This is a genomic window from Streptomyces sp. YIM 121038, from assembly GCF_006088715.1.
Classification (GTDB): domain Bacteria; phylum Actinomycetota; class Actinomycetes; order Streptomycetales; family Streptomycetaceae; genus Streptomyces.
On sequence record NZ_CP030771.1, the window covers coordinates 1,435,224 to 1,452,143 of the forward strand.

The window sequence follows — 16,920 nt, forward strand, 5'->3', positions numbered from 1 at the left end:
CCGGGCGGGCCCACCGTCCCCAGCCGTCCCGACGCGAAGGGTGCGGACCATGTCCACCACCGAGCTCGGCCCCGCCTTCTTCCTCGCCGTCGTGGTGATCCTCGTGACCTGCCGGCTCACCGCGCTCGCGCTGCGCGGCCTGGGGCAGCCGCCCGTCGTCGGCGAGATGGTCGCCGGGGTGCTGCTCGGCCCGTCCCTGCTCGGCCTTGTCGCACCCGGCGTCGAGGAGGAGCTGTTCCCCGACGCGCTGCGCCCGGTGCTCTTCGTGGCCGGGCAGATCGGCCTGGTCGTCTTCATGTTCCAGGCCGGGTACGAGCTGCGCGCCGACCGGCTGCGGCCGGTGGCCCGGGCGGCCGGGGTGATCTCGGCCGCGGGCATGGTCGTGCCGCTCGCGCTCGGCTCCGGTCTGGCGTGGGCCGTGCACCGCTCCGTCGACGTCCTGCCCGGCGACGCCCCGGTGCCGGTCTCCTGTCTGTTCGTGGGCGTCGCCCTGGCCATCACGGCGTTCCCGATGCTGGCCCGGATCATCACCGAACGCGGCCTGACGGGTTCCAGGTTCGGCTCCATCTCGCTGGCCGCGGGCGCCGTCGACGACGCCGTCGCGTGGGTGCTGCTCGCCGGTGTCCTGAGCCTGTCGCAGGGCAGCGCGGGCCCGTTCGCCAAGGCGGTGGCCGGGACGCTCGGCCTGTTCCTGATGCTCGCGCTGCTGTTGCGCGCCCGGGAGCCGATCGCGCGCCGCCTGGAGCGGCTCGCCCCCGAGCGGGCGCTGCTGCTCGTCGTCCTCACGCTGTTCCTCGCCGCCTGGTACACGGACACGATCGGCCTGTACGCCGTCTTCGGGGCGTTCAGCCTCGGCGTGGTCTTCCCGCGCTGTGCCGCGGTGGACCGCGCGGTCGGCGCCATCGCGCCCGCGGGCCAGATCGTCTTCCTGCCGCTGTTCTTCACGTACTCGGGCCTCAACACCGACTTCGGACTGCTCACCGGGCCCGCGCTGCTGCTGGTCACGGCCGCGTGCGTGGCCGCCGCCGTCCTGGGCAAGTTCGGCGCGTGCTGGCTGGCCGCGCGGGCCGTCGGCGAGGAGCGAGGTGTCGCGCTGCGCGTGGGCACCCTGATGAACGCGCGCGGCCTGATGCAGCTCATCGCCATCAACGTCGGGCTCTCCGCGGGCATCGTGACGCAGCGGATGTTCTCCATGCTCGTGGTCGTCGCGCTCGTCACGACGCTGATGGCCACCCCCGTCCTGAGCCTCTGGGACCGCCGCGACCGCACGGCACGGCCCCCCGCGGCCGACGCCCGCGAACCTCTTCAGGAACTGGCTCCGAAGGCGGCCGAAACAGGCCCGTGACGGCCCTGTGCGGGGGCCTCCCCGGGTGTACGGGGCGAACCGCGCAGCCCCGGTCACCCGGTCCGCCCACGCCCCGCACACGCCCGTACGCGCGTTCGCCACATGCCGTCTGACCTGGGCTTTCATAGCGCCCGACGGTACTGTCCAGGGACATCGCGAAAGGGGATCGGATGGACCGGGACGCACGCGCAACCGAGCGGCACCTCCGCAGTGTCGAGGACGTACTGGAGCTCATGGACGGCCTGTTCGCGCCGGAGGCCGACCGCTGGACGGCGGGCGCGGCCGACTGGTGGGACGGGTTCTACACCGACCGGTCCAAGCCGGTGCCGTTCTTCGTGGACAAGCCCGACGCCCACCTGGCCGCGCACCTCGACTCCGGGCTCGTCCAGCCCGGCCGCGCCCTCGACCTCGGTTGCGGCCCGGGGCGCAACGCGCTCCACCTGGCCGCGCGCGGCTTCACGGTGGACGCCGTCGACCTGTCACCGGCCGCGCTCGCCTGGGCCGGGGAGCGGGCCCGCGAGGCCGGGGCCGACGTGCGCTTCCACCACGGCGACGCCTTCGCGCTCGGCCCGGACGTCCTGCGCGGACCGTACGACCTGGTCGTCGACTCGGGCTGCTTCCACCATCTGCCGCCGCACCGGCGCGTCAGCTATCTCGCGCTGCTCGACCGGGTGCTCGCGCCCGGCGGCCATCTGGCGCTGACCTGCTTCGCGGCGGGCGGCATGGGCTCGGAGCTGTCCGACACCGACTTCTACCGCCAGGCGCGGCTGCACGGCGGCCTCGCGTACTCGGCCGAGTCGCTGCGCTGGATCTTCGCCGACCTGACGGAGGTCGAGTTGCGCCGGATGCGCGACGAGCCGCCCGGGTCGCCGCACTTCGGCGAGCCCTTCCTGTGGGCGGGCCTGTTCCGCCGGGACGCGTAGCGGATCGCCCACGGCCCGGCCGCGCGGGGCCCTGCACCCTTCGGGATGCCGTTGGCGAATTCGGGGCTCTGCGTGACGTCGGCCTTCAAGACCTGGTTGTGGTCTTGAAGGCCGACGTTGTCGTATGGGGTGGGTGTCGATGTCGATGCGTCCGATCGGAGATGGGGAGATCCCCGCGGAGACGGTGCGGGTGGCCCAGGCGGCGTTCCCGAAGGGCAGTCTGGCGATCCGGTTGCGGGATGAGCTGGGGGTGCTGTTCCGGGACGAGCAGTTCGCGGATCTGTTCCCGTCCCGGGGCAAGCCGGCCTGGTCCCCGGGCCGGCTCGCGCTGGTGTCGGTACTCCAGTTCGCCGAGGGGCTGCCCGATCGGCAGGCGGCCCTGGCGGTGCGGGCCCGGATCGACTGGAAATACGCCCTGGGCCTGGAGCTTACCGACCCGGGCTTCGACTACTCCGTACTCAGCGAGTTCCGCACCCGGCTGGTCGAGGCGGAAGCGGGGCAGCAGGTCTTCGACCACGTCCTGGAGTCCGCCCGGAAGGCGGGAATGCTGAAGGCGCCAGGCAGGGCCCGCACCGACTCCACCCACGTACTGGCCGCGATCCGGTCGCTGAACCGGCTGGAGTTCGTCATCGAGACCCTGCGCGCTGCGCTCAACGCACTCGCCGCTGCGGCCCCCAACTGGCTGTCCGCCCACGCTGATCCGGCCTGGTTCGACCGGTATGCCACCCGGCCGGAGGACTACTGGCTGCCCTCCGGCAAGGCCAAGCGGACCGAGTTGGCCGAGCAGACCGGCCGGGACGGCATGCGCCTGCTGGCCGACGTGCACGCCGCCGGGGCGCCCGTGTGGCTGCGCGAGCTGCCCGCCGTCCAGATCCTGCGCCGGGCCTGGGTTCAGCAGTACGTGTTCGATACGGAGGGCGAGGTGCGATGGCGGGACCCAAAAGAGTGCCCGCCGGGTGCTCTTCGCCTGGTCAGCCCCTATGACACCGACGCTCGCGCGAGTGTGAAGCGGGATATCAAGTGGGACGGTTTCAAGGTCCATTTGACCGAGACCTGCGATGCGGACACGTCTCACCTGATCACGAACGTGCTGACGCAGGACGCTACCGTCCAGGACAGCACGGCCACCAACCTGGTCCACGACGCCCTCGCCGCCAGGGACCTTCTGCCCGGCGAGCATCTACTGGACGCTGGCTACATCGACGGACCCCGCATCGTCACCGCCGATCGTCAGTACGGCATCACCCTGACCGGCCCCATCCGCGGCAACACCACTGCCCAGGCCAGCGGCCCCTACAGCCAGAGCGCCTTCGCCATCGACTGGCAGAGCCAGACCGTGACCTGCCCGAACGGCAAGAACGCCACCCAATGGCGGGACAAGATCTCCGATCGTGGCGCCCCCATCATCATCGTCCGGTTCTCACCCGCTGACTGCCGCACTTGCCCCGCGCGCCCCGAGTGCGTGAGCTCACCCCGAGCCGCGAGAAGGGAAATCACCCTGCGGCCCCGGGCCGAACACGAGGCGATCCAACAGGCCCGTGCAGCCCAGGGCACTCCCGAGTGGCGGGAACGCTACGCGGCCCGCAACGGCATCGAGGGCACCCTCTCCCACGCTGTTCACACCGCCGGTCTGCGCCGGTGCCGCTACCGCGGACTCGCCAGAACCCGCCTCCAGCACCAGCTCACCGCAACCGCGATCAACCTTGCCCGCCTCGACGCCCACCTCACCGGAACACCCCTGGCCCGGACCCGCACCAGCCACTTCGCACGACTTCGCCCCGCCGACCAAACGATCGACGGGGCGAAGTAGCAGGACCCCGAATTCGCCAACGGCATCCCCTTCGGTGCGGGGCCCCGCCGCCATGGGTGGAGCTCCTCCACCCGGAGCTGCACCGAAGTGTGCACGCCCACGTCACCCGGGCGCACGACGCACCGGGCCGACCGCGCCGGAAGAGTGGAGGGCGACCAGTGACGCGATCCCGCCTCCGCTCGGCGGCGGGCGACGGAAGGGGCCCGCGATGGACGGCTGCGCTACAGGGGGAGCCCGGGGCGGCGGTACGGGGCCGTCCGTGGCGGGGGCCGAACGGCAGGGCCCGCACGGCCCGCACGGCCCGCGCCGCCGGGCGGGGTTCGGCGCCGGGTTCGGCACGGCGTTCGGCGCGGCGGGGTGCGCGGTGCTCGTGGCGGCGCTGCTCAGCCCGGGCGCCGCGGGGGCCACGACGGGGGCCGTGGGATCTGCGGGGCCTGCGGGGGCCGTGGGGGCCGTGGGATCCGCGGGGGTCGCAACGGAGGACGCGAGGGACGCGACGCCGCACCGCCCGGCTCTCGACGCGCCCGAGGGCACGGCCCTGCTGCCCAACCTCGACGACGACACGCGCCGCTGCCGGCTGCGCCCCGGCGACCTCGACCGCCTCGACGTGGCCGTGGACCGGCGGCTCGCCGCGTGCCACGACGCGGCCGACGAGGTCGTCAACGGACCCGAGGACCTCAAGGACTTGACCCCCGTGCGGGTGCGGCCGACCCGGGCGGACGGGGACGCGGGCGGCCGCGTGACCGTGCCCGCGGCGCAGCGCCCGTACGTACGGATCTTCGTGGAGCGGGGCGGCCGCTACGTCCCGCTCGGCAGCGCAGGGCGCCTGACCGCACGGGAGGTGCGGCAGGGTGCGCGGCTCGCCGTGGAGGGGCGCGACATCGTGCGGGACACCCGGCGGTGGGACGGCGACGTCGACCTCACCCTCACCACGGCGGGCGCGGAGCCCCGGCACGCCACGCTGACCCTGCGCATGACGCCGGTGCTGCTCCAGCACGACCTCCAGCGCGCCCGGCACGTCTTCGCCGCCGCGCCCGGCCCCGGCGCCCCGCACAGCGGGCAGCCCGCCGAGGTGCCGGTCCACACGCGGCCGCCGGGGCAGTGGCGGGAGTTCGCCGACTCGCTGCGCGCGGCGACCCGCGCCGCGGGCCTGCCCGACCGCGAACTGCGCTTCCAGGCGGGCTCGTCGCGGTGGTGGCGGGACATCTGGCGCCAGGACGTCGTCGAGCCCGGCTACGTCAGCAAACCCACGCCCGGCGGCACCCCGCACACCCTGCGCGTCCTGCTGCGCTCCCCCAACCACTGGAAGTCCGCCGACGGCCGCCGGGAGAGCCTGCGCCGGGCCGGGCGGCTGCTCTTCCGCGATCTGCGCGGCCCGGGCGTCGGCGTCGTCCAGCAGTACACGACCCGGCGCGGCCCCGGCGTCGACGAACTCCTCAACTTCACCGGCAACATCGAGGCCCTGCCGCCGTACCCGGGGCATCCGCGAGGCCGGATCGTGTACGGGGCGACCGCGCGGCGCCACCCCGACCCGTCGTTCACGCGCATGCTCCGTGCCCAGCGGCAGCAGGAACCCGTCGTCCTCGACACGTCCTGGCTGGTCGCCGGGCACGCCGACGAGACCGTGCACGTCGTCCGGGCCGACAACGCGCGCGGCTGGACGCTCGCCGTGTCCGACCCGCGCCTCGCGCTCGGCCTGCTGCGCGAGGCGCGGCGCGCCGGTGCGGGCGGGCAGCGCCTGTTCGCGGACACGGTCGCGCCGGACAAGCCGACCGTCGACGCGTTCCTGCGGTACGAGGCCGCCGAGGGCGACAACGCGGACGCGGCCCGGCACATCGAAGGGCAGCTGAAGGTGCTCCTGCGCGAGACCGGCCTGCGCGCGGACGAACTCGTCCGCCTCCCCGTGCTGTACGCCCGGGTCGACGCCGGGCCCGGCGGGACGCGCCGCCACATCGCCTTCTCCCCCGCGCTCGCCAACGGCCTGTCCCTGACCGCCCGCGACTACGCGGCTCCGGCCCCGCACGGGCCGAGGGTGCGCGGGCGCGACCTGTTCCGGGACGCGGCCGCACGCGCCCTGACCGCCAACGGGGTGTGGGTGCGCTGGGTGGAGAACTTCTCCTGGGCGCATCTGAGCCTGGGCGAGGTGCACTGCGCGACCAACGCGCTGCGCGAGATCGCGCCCTGACCCGACGGCACCGCTCCTGCGTGGCTGCTCACGACGCTCCAACAGGTCTCCGACAGGGCCCCTATAGGGCACAGCCGCCCCGCTGCCAAGCGATCGACGGAATCATCATGCTCTCGCGTGACACCGCCGACCGGACGGGCCGCGTCCCGGAACAATGGCGCCCATGTCTGACGACTGGAAGCGGCAGATCGACGCGCTCCACTCCGAGTTGGTACGCCGCGACGACCCGGCCGCGTGGGTCAGCGAGGCCGACGCTCTGGACGCCTCGTACCTCTATCCCCATCTCGCGGTGCGCGGGCCGGTGTTCGGGCTCGCCGCGCGCGAGCCGGGCGACGAGACGGACTGGCGGCTCCTCAACGACGTGATGGACGGCACGCCGCAGCAGGCGCGCGACGGCCTCAACTCCCTGCTGTGGTTCAGAGCGAAGGACGACGCGGACGGCCGCGCCGAGCGCCGGGCCCTGCTCGCCGCCGTGGCCCGCCTGGAGCGGGAGCGGGTGAACGAGGTCACCGTCCTCGGCACCCGCTACCGCGTCGTGCGCGGCGAGGAGTTCGCGCGCGCCGGTGACGACGGCCTCGAACCGCCGCGCCCCACCGACCCGGAACCCACCGTCCCCTCCTGGGACCAGCGGCCCTCACCGCCCTCCCACGACGCGGGCTTCGCCCTCGCCCCCGGCCGCGACAGCGGCGTCATGGCGGGCGCGCTGCGACTCGCGCTGCGCGGCTTCACGTACGCGGGCGACGACTGTCCCCCGGCGATCCGCGAGGAGGCGCGGCGGGCCGTACGGGACTACCCGGAGGTGGTCCTCCTGCCCGTCAGCTTCGGGGTCGCGGAGCGCCGCGGCGAACGCTGGCGGCCGCGCGGCGCCCTGATGCCGACCCCGCACGACGCCCGCCGCCTGCTCGTCCACGGCCTGACCGAGTTCTGGCCGCTCCTGTACGACCTCGACGACGCCGGCCGCGCCGCGTTCGCCCACGCCGCCGAACGCTTCAAGTCGGCGGGCCGCGCCAACGAGGTGGTCGTCCGCGACCAGTGCTTCCGCATCTGCCGCGTGGAACGCATGGTCCGCGTCGGCCCCGACGGCCCGGAGCCCGCCCGCCCCTCGGACGTGGAAACGACGGACCCGATGAAGCTGCACCCGACGATGGACGAGGACGGGGCCATCCACTACGACGAGTGAGGCGCCGCCGCGGACGCGCCGGGCGCGAGCGGCTCCTTCAGTGGCTGCGCGCCCCCGCGCCGCACGAGATCACCGACCCCACCGGGTTCTTCACCGTCCTGGCGTTCCTCTCGCTGCTGCCCGACAGCGCGCAGCAGCACGCGGTCCTGCGGCGGCGCCTGGAGTTCCTGGAGACCTCCGCGAGCTTCTTCTACGACGGCGACCGCCCGCTGCGTGCCGAGGAGGTCGAGGACCCCTGCCGCCGCGGCATGCTCCGCACCGCCCCCGCCAGCCCCACCGGACCATCCGGGCCGTCCGGGCAACCGGACAGACCGCTGTGGATATCCGGAGGCCGAGCCGGGTAGGGAACCCGGTCCGACGTGCGGCGCACATCGAGGTTGCGGCGTCCGCCCCGGTTCTGGTTGCGTCACGCGGGCGACCACGAGAACCGCGGCCCGACCGACTTCCCGCCCTGACGGAGTGCTGATGACCATGGAACCGAGGACGACGACCACCCGCGCCGAGGACGCCGCGGCCCGCTGGCTGCGGCGCCCGCAGCCGCGCCCCGGCGCGCGGACCACTCTGGTGTGCTTCCCGCACGCGGGCGGGACCGCGTCCTTCTTCACGCCGTGGGCCCAGCTGATGCCCCAGCACGTGGAGTTGGTCGCGCTGCAGTACCCGGGCCGCCAGGACCGGCTCGGGGAGCGGCCGATCGCCACGATGACCGACCTGGCCAACGCCGTCGCGGAGGTGCTGCGCACCGGCATACGCGCCGACCGCGAGCTGATCCTCTTCGGGCACAGCATGGGCGCCGCGCTCGCCTGGGAGACCGCGCTGCGCCTGGAGGCCGGGACGGGGCCCGCGCCGGCGCGGCTCTTCGCCTCCGGGCACGAGGGCCCGAGCCGCAAGCGCCGCGGCACGGTGCACCTGCTGCCCGAGGAGCAGTTCGTCGGGAAGATGAAGGAGCTGGGCGGCACCGACCCCCGCCTCCTGGACGAGCCGGAGCTGCGCGAGATGGTGCTGCCCGCGGTCCGCGCCGACTACCGCCTCATCGAGACCTACCGCCCGGACCTCGGCGCCCGGCTCCGCTGCCCGATCGGGGTGTTCACGGGCGACCAGGACTCCGAGGTGACCACGCAGGACGCGGAGGCGTGGCGCGAGGCGAGCCTCGGCGGCGACTTCTTCACCCGGGTGTTCCCCGGTGACCACTTCTACCTCGCGGACCACGCCGCCCGCATCGTCGCCGAAATGTTCGGCGCCCGCTCGGGCGCCGGACACGGCGAGGGCTGAGCGGGCGCAGGACACGGCGAGGCGCGGGGGACGGTTCAGACCGTGGCGCGCTCCGGCTCCGGCTCCGCCACCTTCGTGAGCGCCTCCGCGCGCGGCGCGTGCGCTCCCCGCAGGCCGATCAGGGCGACCGCCACCACCAGGAGGAACGCCCCGCCCGCGATGGCGAAGCTCAGGGTGAACTGGCTCTCCTCGGGGAGCGCGGGCATCCCGGCGGGCAGCTCGATGGTCTTCGACGCGAGGAGGGTAGTGATCATCGCGCTCGCGATGGCACTGCCCACCGAGCGGGAGATGGAGTTGATGCCGTTGGCGATGCCGGTCTGGTGGGCCGGGACGCTCGCGACGATGAGCGCGGGCATGGAGGCGTAGCCGAAGCTGATCGCCAGGCCGACGACCATGCCCGCGCCGATCACGGAGGCACTGGTGTCGTGGGCCAGGGTCAGCCAGGCGAAGCCGAGCACGCCGAAGGCCGCGCCGACGGCGAGCGTGACGCGCGCCCCGATCCGGCGCACCAGGACGCCGCCGAACTGGGCGCCGACCAGGGAGACGAGGGTGGTCGGCAGCAGATAGACGACGGAGGCGCCGAGCACGGAGGCGCCGAAGCCGTACCCCGCCACGTCCTCGGGCATCTGCACGAGGTACGAGACGCCGATGAACTGGGCGAACATCGCGAAGCCGAGCAGCAGGCCCGCCAGGTTGGTGAAGAGCACGGGGCGGTGCGTGAACATCTTCATGTCCACCATCGGCTCCTTGACCCGGTTCTCGGTGAGGACCCATACGACCGCCATCACGACCGCCCCGGCGAAGGAGCCGAGCGTACGGCCCGACGTCCAGCCCCACTCGTGGCCCTGCGAGACCGGCAGGAGCAGCAGGACGAGGAGCAGCGCCAGGGTGAGCGCGCCCAGCCAGTCGGTCCTGCCGCCCGTCGTGGCACGGGATGCGGGCACGACGAAGATCACGCCGACGAGGGCGACCACGGCGAGGACGACCGCGAGCCAGAAGACCCGGTGGTAGTCGGGGTCGTCCCCCTGGGTGAGGAGCCCCGCGCCGACCAGGGCGAGACCGCTGCCGAACGCGAGGGTGCCGCTGACCAGGGCCATCGCCCCGTGCAGCTTCTCCGGCCTGATCTCCTCGCGCAGTACGGACAGGGCCAGCGGGAAGATCGCCGTGGCCGCTCCCTGGAGGACGCGGCCGACGATCAGCCAGGTCAGCGAGGTCGTGGTGGCGGCGAGGACCGAGCCCGCGATCATCACGAGGAGCACGCCGACGAGGGTGGGCTTCTTGCCGTGCTGGTCGCCGAAGCGGCCGAGGAGCGGGGTGAAGACGGCGGCGGACAGGAGCGTGGCCGTGGTCACCCAGCTGACGTTGGCCGTGGTGGCCCCGAGATCGTTCTGGATGATCGACAGGATCGGGACGACCAGGGTCTGCATCATCGATACGACCATGGCGGCGAGCCCCAGGACCAGGACGATCGAGGTCTGCCCCGAGGGGCGTGACGTCCCCGTGCGGTGTGCGTGAGACACGGAATCTCTTCCCAACTGCTTAAGAACCTAGAAACTTGAGAACCTCAAGCAACCGCATCACTGTAGGGGCCATTGTTTGAGATGGTCAAGTTTTAGGGCGTAAGATGGGCCCATGCCAGAAACTCCACGCGTCGGCACCGGCCAGCTGATGGAGCTGCTCTCGGTGTCCCTCGGCGCCTACTACGGCGACTTCACGGCCGCGGCCGCCCGCGAGAACCTCACGGCCAGCCAGGGCAAGACCCTGAGCGTGCTGCGCCGCGGCCCGGCCGCGATGCGCGTCCTCGCCGGGATCCTGGCCTGCGACGCCTCGAACATGACGGGGATCGTCGACCGCCTGGAGAAGCGCGACCTGGTGCGCCGCGAGCCCAGCCCCGGCGACCGGCGCGTGAAGAACGTCGTCCTCACCACCGAGGGCGAGCGCGTCATCGACGCGATCCGCGCGAACATGCGCACCACGCTCGCGGGCCTGGACGCCCTCGACGACGCGGAGCGCGCCGCCCTGCACGACCTCCTGAGCCGCGTCTTCGTCGCCGGGCCGGGCGAGGCGTCCTAGGGTCTGCGGGCCGGGGCCAGGGCCTGCGGGCGGCCGTGGTCCCGGCGTGACCGCTCACGCCGTTCCCCGCGCCCCTACGGGGTGTCCCACCGGGTCAGCGTCTCCCCCACCGCCGCACTGGCCAGGTAGTTCGCCGCCAGGTGGAAGTCGAAGGCGTGGATGGTCTCGTGGGTGTCGGCGTCCACCCCGTGGAAGTACCGGGAGACGCCCCGTACGGGCAGGGCGACCAGGTCCCCGAGATCGGCGATGTTGACCCAGCGGCGCACCGACGGCGGGCGGGCGCCGACGTCGTCGGTGGGTGCGGGAGCGAGGCGGGGAAAGACGGCGTGCGGCAGGGCGAGGGGCGAGCCGAGCGTGAGGAAGAGGTCCACTTCGTGCTCGGGCCGGGCCCACAGCGCTTCGTAGGCGACGACGGAACCGAGCGAATGCGCGACGACCACGTGGGGCCGCTCGCGGGCGATCACCTCCGCCACCGCGTTCCGCGCGTCGTCCCTGGCCGGGGAACCGCTCCGCAGATACGCGGCCACCTCGCCGAAGAAACGCGCCACGAACCGCTCGACGAGCTGCGGGGACAGCCGCCGCCGCGCGGCCAGCCAGCCGAGGGCCTGCCGCACGGGCCAGGTGCCCGGGCCCTGGTCGTCCTCGTCCGGGAGGCCCAGCTCCCCCAGCCAGAGCCGGACCAGGTCCTCCGCGTCGCCCGGCAGGTCGTCCAGGTCCGCGTCCTCGCCCTGGGCGCCCTCGTCCTGGACGTGGTCGGCGTAATAGGCGACGGTCAGGTCCGCCGTCGCCATGAGGGCGGCGCCCGGGCCGCGGGCCAGATGGCGCCGCCAGATCCCGGTCAGCCGCGCCGACGCGTCCTTCGCGGACCGTCCCGGCTGGTAGTTCCCCACACCGTGTACGCCGACGATCCGCACCGCACCCCCTGGTCGCCCCTGCCCCGGCCCTCACCGCGCCGTGGGCGAGCGATCTCCTTTGCCCACCGGCCCGTTGAGCTTCCTGCACAATAGTGGCCGGGCCCGATTCGCCGGGGCCGAAGCCGACTCTTGGGCCAGAAGGAGAACGATGCGCGAGGTGGTCCGGTTCCCGCTGGCCAGCGGCGGGATCGCGAGCGTGGAGGTCGAGGACCAGGAGTACGGCGCGCGCCCGGTGGCCCGCTCCCACCACGGCTACATCGAGGCCGCCGGCAGCCTGGACCAGGCCATGGACCAGATCCGCGAGGTCGCGAACGCGATGGTGCGCCCCCTGCGGGACATCCAGCCCCGGCCGGACGGCGTCGAAGTGGCCTTCGGCGTCCGGCTCAACGCGGAAGCGGGGGCCCTGATCTCCAGCAACGTGGGAGAGAGCCACTTCCAGGTCACCCTCACCTGGCGGGCCGCGCCGCCCGGCGAGGCCATGGTCTGACCGCGGGCCGCCCGGCAGCCGACCCGAGCGCGACATGACCGACCCGACCGAGCCGCCACCGCCCCCGCCGCACGGACCGGACGCGGGCCCTGTCGGCCAGAACCCCACCGAGCGCTCCCTGGTCATCTCCGTGGGCGCCTTCAAGCCCCCGGCGGCCGCCCCCGCCGACGAGGAGGCCCCATCGGGCTTCCGTCCGCTGCGCTTCGCCCACGACCGCAGCGGTGCCGTCGCCGCCGCGCTGTCCGCGCTCGGACACCGCCTGCACGGCGACGGCGTCCTCACCGACCCGGCCCTCGCCGAGACCCAGGGCGCCCTCGACGAGGCCCTGCGCGCCACGCCCGTCGCGGGCAGCCTGGTCGTCCACGTGCTCACCCACGGCCACACCGACGACCAGGGCGGCCTCTACCTCGCCATGACCGACAGCGGACCGTACGACGGACTCGACGTCGAGGCCTGGCTGCGCGCGGTCGAGCGCCGCCCCGACCGGCCCTGCGTGCTGCTGCTCCTCGACGTCTGCCACGCCGGTTCGGCCGTGGACTGGCAGTGGGTCGCGTGGCGGACGCGGCTGCGCGCCGAGCGCCGCAAGGCCTGGGTGCTCGCCGCGTCGGCGGCGGACGAGAAGGCCTACCAGGGCCGGTTCAGCCAGGCCGTCGCCGAGGTCCTGCGGCGCATCCGCGCCGACGGCCTGGGAGCCGACCCCGGGGTCGAGTTCGTCCCCGTCTCGCTGATCGCGCGGGAGATACGCAGGACCCTCGACGCCCTGTGGCGCGCGGAGGAGGGCAGGCCGCAGCACCTGGACTCCACGCCGCTCGCCCTCGGTGAGGAGCCCGCCCTGCGGCTCTTCCGCAACCCCCGCTACCGCTCGACGCCGCTGGCCCGCCTCCGCCTGCACACCGAGGACTCCCTGCGCGGCTTCCTCGCCGAGCTCGACCCCGTGCTCGACGCCCAGCACTACCTGGGGCGCGCCTTCGGCGCGCACCGGGTGGCCGAGCGGTCGGTGTGCCTGTTCACCGGCCGCCAGGACGAGTTGACGCTCCTCACGCCCTGGGTGGACGGCGGCACGGACGACGACGTCCTCCTGCGCGTGGTCACCGGCGGCCCCGGATCGGGGAAGTCGGCCCTCCTCGGCATGCTGGTGTGCGCCGCCCATCCGGACCTGCGCCCGCTGCTCGTCGACCGGCTGCCGCCGGACCTGCGACTGCCCGGACGCGGGACCTCGTTCGCCGCCGTGCACGCCCGCGGCCGGGGCCCCGCCGAGCTCGCCGCCTCCCTGGCGGGGCAGCTGGGGCTCGGCGCCGGGGGCGGGGCGTGGACCGCGTCCGACGTCGTGGGCGCGCTGCGGCGGCGGGTGTCGCAGGGCGGGGCGCCCGCCGTGATCGTGGTCGACGCCCTCGACGAGGCGGCCCATGTGCCGGACACCGTGGCCCTGTTGCTCCTCCCGCTCGCCCGCGCCCGCAGCGTCGACCGGGGGCGGCGGCGCGGCGGGCGGCCGGTGTGCCGCCTCCTGGTGGGCACCCGGGACGTGCCCGAGGCGGCCCCGCTGCTCGCGGAGGCCCACCGGCACGGCGGCGTCCTCGACCTCGACGCCGGGTCCGCCACCGCGCTGCGCACCGACGTGACCCGCTACCTCCGGCGCCACCTGGAGCGGGATCCCGCGTACGACACCGCTGCCCAGGCGGGCCTTCGGGACGAACTCAGCCTGCGGATCGCCGGGGCCCTGGTGCCCGACGCCCGCGCCCCCGGCCCGGCACGGGGCGGCGCGCCGGGCGCGTACCTCCTGGCGAGTCTGTACCTCCAGCACCTGCTCACGGCCCGCGAGCCCGTGAGCCCCGGCGCGGTCGACCGGGTGGTGGCGGAGGTGCCGCGGGACGTGCCCGACGTACTCGCCCTGCACTTGCGGCAGTTGGGCGACGCCTGGGCCCGGCCCGTGCTCACGGCCCTGTCCCACGCCGGGCATCCTGGCCTGCCCGCCGAGCTGGTCCTCGCCCTGGCGCCGCTGATGGACGGCGCGCCCGCCGCGGGGACGGACCGGGCGACCGTGGCGCAGGTCCTCACCGACCTCGCGTTCTACCTGAGGCGTTCGGTGGACACCGACGGCACGACCCTGTACCGCCTCTTCCACCAGGAGCTGGTCGACCACCTCAAGGCGGCGCCGGTCTCGGCCCGCGCCGTCCACCTGGCCCTGCTCGCACCGCTGCGGCCCGCCGGGGCCGACGCCGTGGACTGGGCCCTCGCGCTGCCCTACCACCTGCGTCACCTGATCGAGCACGCCGCCGCCGCGGGGCTGCGCGACACGCTCCTCGCGGACCCCGGCTTCCTGGCGCACGCCGACCCGGCGGGGCTGGTCCGGCACCTCGACGCCGCGGCGAGCGCGGAGGCGCGCGAACTGGCGGGCGTGTACGGCATGTCCGCCGACCGGCACCGCCACGCGGACCCCGCGGCGCGGCGCTCCGTCATGGCCGTCGACGCGGCCCGCGCGCGGAACACCGGGCTCGTGCGGCGCCTCATGCGCTCCCCCGGGGCCGCGCCCGCCGCGTGGACGCCCTCCTGGTTCTCCGGACGGCTGGGCCGCCCGGTGTCCGGCACGGTCGTGACCACGCAGCGGACCGTCACCGCGCTGGCCGTCGGCGAGTCCGCCGGGCGCCCGGTGGCGCTCAGCACGGACGGGGCCGCGCTACAGCTGTGGGACCTGTGGACGGGGCAGTCCCTCGGCCTGCCCCTGACGGGCCACACCCGTCCGGTGCGCGCGGTCGCCCTGGGGCGGCTCGGCACCCGGACCTACGGCCTGACCGGAGCGGGCGACGCCGCCGTCCGCCTGTGGGACCTGGAGGAACAGCGCCCCCATGGACCCGCGCTGCGGGGACACCGGGGGTCGGTGACCGGCGTGGCCTTCGTCGCGGTCGACGGGGCCGCGCTCGTCCTGTCCGCCGCCACCGACGGCACCCTGCGGCTGTGGGACCCCCACCAGGGGCGGCCCGTCGGCCCGGTCGTCACCACCGGCACGGCGCCGGTCCGCGCCCTCGCGGTGCTCGACGATCCCCACGGACCGCTCGCCGTCACCGCCGACGGCGACGGGGCGGTACGGCTGTGGAGCCTGCGGCGGCGCGCCGCGCTCGGCGCTCCGCTCCCGGGCGCCCCCGCGCGGATCGAGCACCTGGCCGCCGCGCCGTGCGGCCGGGGCCGTGCGCTGGTGCTCGCTGCGGGCCCCGACCGCGCCTGCCTCTGGGACGTCGCCCTCGACAGCACGGGGGCCGCACCCGGGGCCGACCCGGTCCTCGTCACGGGCCCGCCGGCCGTGCTCCCCGCGGCCACGGGGCCGGTGGGCCTGCTGCCCGCCGCCCACCGCGACCTGGCCGTCGCCGTCACGCCCCGGGCCGAGAGCCTCGCCCTGCGGACGCTGCCCGACGGCAATGAGCGGGTCGTCGGCGGCCACGCGCGGGCCGTCACCGCCCTGACGACGAGCGTGGTGGACGGTCGGCGCGTGGTACTGACCGGCAGTCAGGACACCACCATCCGGAGCTGGTACCCGGACTCCCCCACGTCCCCGCCCGAACACGGCCATCCCGGTCTGGTCACCGCTCTGGCCTGCGGCACCGTCGGCGGTCTGCGGGTGACGGCCGTCGCGTCCGACAGCGAGATCTGTCTGCGCGACCTCGCCGGCGGCCGCGTCCTGCGCCGCCTCGACACCGGCCACGGCATCGTCACCGGTGTGGCGTTCGCCCGGACGTCCCGGCGTACGGTCCTCGTCAGCGTGGGCACGGACCGGGCCGTACGGGTCACGGCCTCGGGCGGGGAGCCGGTCATGCCGCCGCTGACCGGGCACACCGGCCGTGTCGACGCGCTGGCCGTGGGCCGCGTCGACGGCGGGCCCGTCGCCGTCACCGGCGGGGTCGACCACAGCATCGCCGTCTGGGACTTGAGGGGCCGGAGCCTGCTCGGCCGACACGTGTCCGCACACGACGCGCCGGTCACCGGCGTCGCCGTCGCCCCGGCCGCGGACGGCGCCGCGACCGTGGTCTCCTGCGGCGACGACAGGACCGTCAGGCTCTGGCGCCTGACCTCCGAAGGGCTCATCCCCCGGCACGTCATCCGCCACGAGGGCCCCGTCCACTCCGTGGCCCTGCGCCCCTCCGTGGCCGGCCCTGTCGCCGTCACCGTCGGCAGCGACCACGCGATCCGCCTCTGGGACACCACCGACGGAAGCCCGCTCGGCCCGCCCCTCGCGGGGCACACCGCCGCCGTCATCGGCGTCGCGGTGGGGCGCTGCCAGGGGATCCCCGCCGCGTTCACCCTGGGGGCCGACGCCACCGTGCGCGCCTGGGACCTGCACGGCCGCCGCCCTCTGGCGCTGCTCGAACTGCCCGAGCCCGGCGAGGCGTTGGCCTGGGCGCCGGGCAGGGGACTGCTGATCGGCATGGGCCGGGACGTCCTCCTGCTCCGCGAAGCGCCCCGCTGAACCCCCGCGCGCCCGCGGCGAACGCACAACCCTGCCCGCTCTCCGTGCCGGCCGTCGCCCTCTGCGGGCCCAGACCCCAGAGGTGTTCAACTCGGTGCCCGAGCACCGCTTTCCCGCACCGGGCGAGCGCGCCGACGGCATCCGGCTCGCCTCGGAAATCCCGCTATGACGACGGCGCGGCCGCCGCCCTCCCCCCGCGCACAGCGCCGGGCGTCTCGGCCGCCGGGAGATACGCGGTCACGCTCACCGCGGGCGCCGAGGCGGGGTTCGCGCCCACC

At 74.8% G+C, this 16,920-nt stretch carries 11 protein-coding genes and 1 pseudogene; 10 read left to right on the top strand and 2 right to left on the bottom strand.

Annotated features, from left to right (window positions below; genetic code table 11):
- The first annotated feature begins 49 nt into the window (after positions 1–49).
- The 7 genes and pseudogenes from C9F11_RS05530 (at position 50) to C9F11_RS05560 (ending at position 8,712) form a co-directional block, all read left to right on the top strand.
- Positions 50–1,345, top strand: a complete 1,296-nt coding sequence (locus C9F11_RS05530; protein WP_138958188.1) for a cation:proton antiporter — start codon at positions 50–52, stop codon at positions 1,343–1,345.
- Positions 1,346–1,515: 170 nt separating this feature from the next.
- A complete protein-coding gene (locus tag C9F11_RS05535; protein WP_138958189.1) occupies positions 1,516–2,268 on the top strand; it encodes a class I SAM-dependent methyltransferase in 753 nt (250 codons plus the stop codon).
- 139 nt (positions 2,269–2,407) lie between these two features.
- Positions 2,408–4,078, top strand: coding sequence for an IS1182 family transposase (locus C9F11_RS05540; RefSeq protein ID WP_138958190.1), 1,671 nt, complete (start codon positions 2,408–2,410; stop codon positions 4,076–4,078).
- A gap of 259 nt (positions 4,079–4,337) precedes the next feature.
- Complete coding sequence (locus C9F11_RS05545; RefSeq protein ID WP_138958191.1) at positions 4,338–6,263, top strand: protein-arginine deiminase family protein; 1,926 nt, start codon at positions 4,338–4,340, stop codon at positions 6,261–6,263.
- A 163-nt stretch (positions 6,264–6,426) separates the two neighbouring features.
- Positions 6,427–7,443, top strand: a complete 1,017-nt coding sequence (locus C9F11_RS05550) for a DUF5954 family protein (protein WP_138958192.1) — start codon at positions 6,427–6,429, stop codon at positions 7,441–7,443.
- 17 nt (positions 7,444–7,460) lie between these two features.
- A pseudogene (locus tag C9F11_RS05555) lies at positions 7,461–7,787 on the top strand (hypothetical protein); the annotation flags it as partial.
- 121 nt (positions 7,788–7,908) lie between these two features.
- Positions 7,909–8,712, top strand: a complete 804-nt coding sequence (locus tag C9F11_RS05560) for an alpha/beta fold hydrolase (protein ID WP_138958193.1) — start codon at positions 7,909–7,911, stop codon at positions 8,710–8,712.
- A gap of 35 nt (positions 8,713–8,747) precedes the next feature.
- On the opposite strand, the gene C9F11_RS05565 is transcribed toward C9F11_RS05560, so the two are convergent.
- Positions 8,748–10,232 (bottom strand): MFS transporter, encoded by a 1,485-nt coding sequence (locus C9F11_RS05565; protein WP_138958194.1) that lies wholly within the window; start codon positions 10,230–10,232, stop codon positions 8,748–8,750.
- A 112-nt stretch (positions 10,233–10,344) separates the two neighbouring features.
- Here C9F11_RS05565 and C9F11_RS05570 point away from each other — a divergent pair, with 112 nt between their 5' ends.
- The gene (locus C9F11_RS05570; protein WP_249401606.1) at positions 10,345–10,785 is read left to right on the top strand and encodes a MarR family transcriptional regulator; all 441 of its coding nucleotides are present in this window, start codon (positions 10,345–10,347) and stop codon (positions 10,783–10,785) included.
- A 74-nt stretch (positions 10,786–10,859) separates the two neighbouring features.
- Here C9F11_RS05570 and C9F11_RS05575 read toward each other — a convergent pair whose 3' ends face one another.
- The gene (locus tag C9F11_RS05575; protein ID WP_138958195.1) at positions 10,860–11,699 is read right to left on the bottom strand and encodes a serine peptidase; all 840 of its coding nucleotides are present in this window, start codon (positions 11,697–11,699) and stop codon (positions 10,860–10,862) included.
- A 148-nt stretch (positions 11,700–11,847) separates the two neighbouring features.
- On the opposite strand from C9F11_RS05575, the gene C9F11_RS05580 reads away from it, so the two are divergent.
- Both C9F11_RS05580 and C9F11_RS05585 read left to right on the top strand, forming a co-directional pair.
- A complete protein-coding gene (locus C9F11_RS05580) occupies positions 11,848–12,186 on the top strand; it encodes a CU044_2847 family protein (protein WP_138958196.1) in 339 nt (112 codons plus the stop codon).
- A 34-nt stretch (positions 12,187–12,220) separates the two neighbouring features.
- Entirely contained in the window at positions 12,221–16,642 is a 4,422-nt protein-coding gene (locus tag C9F11_RS05585; protein ID WP_138958197.1) for an AAA family ATPase, read from the top strand.
- Positions 16,643–16,920: the final 278 nt, after the last annotated feature.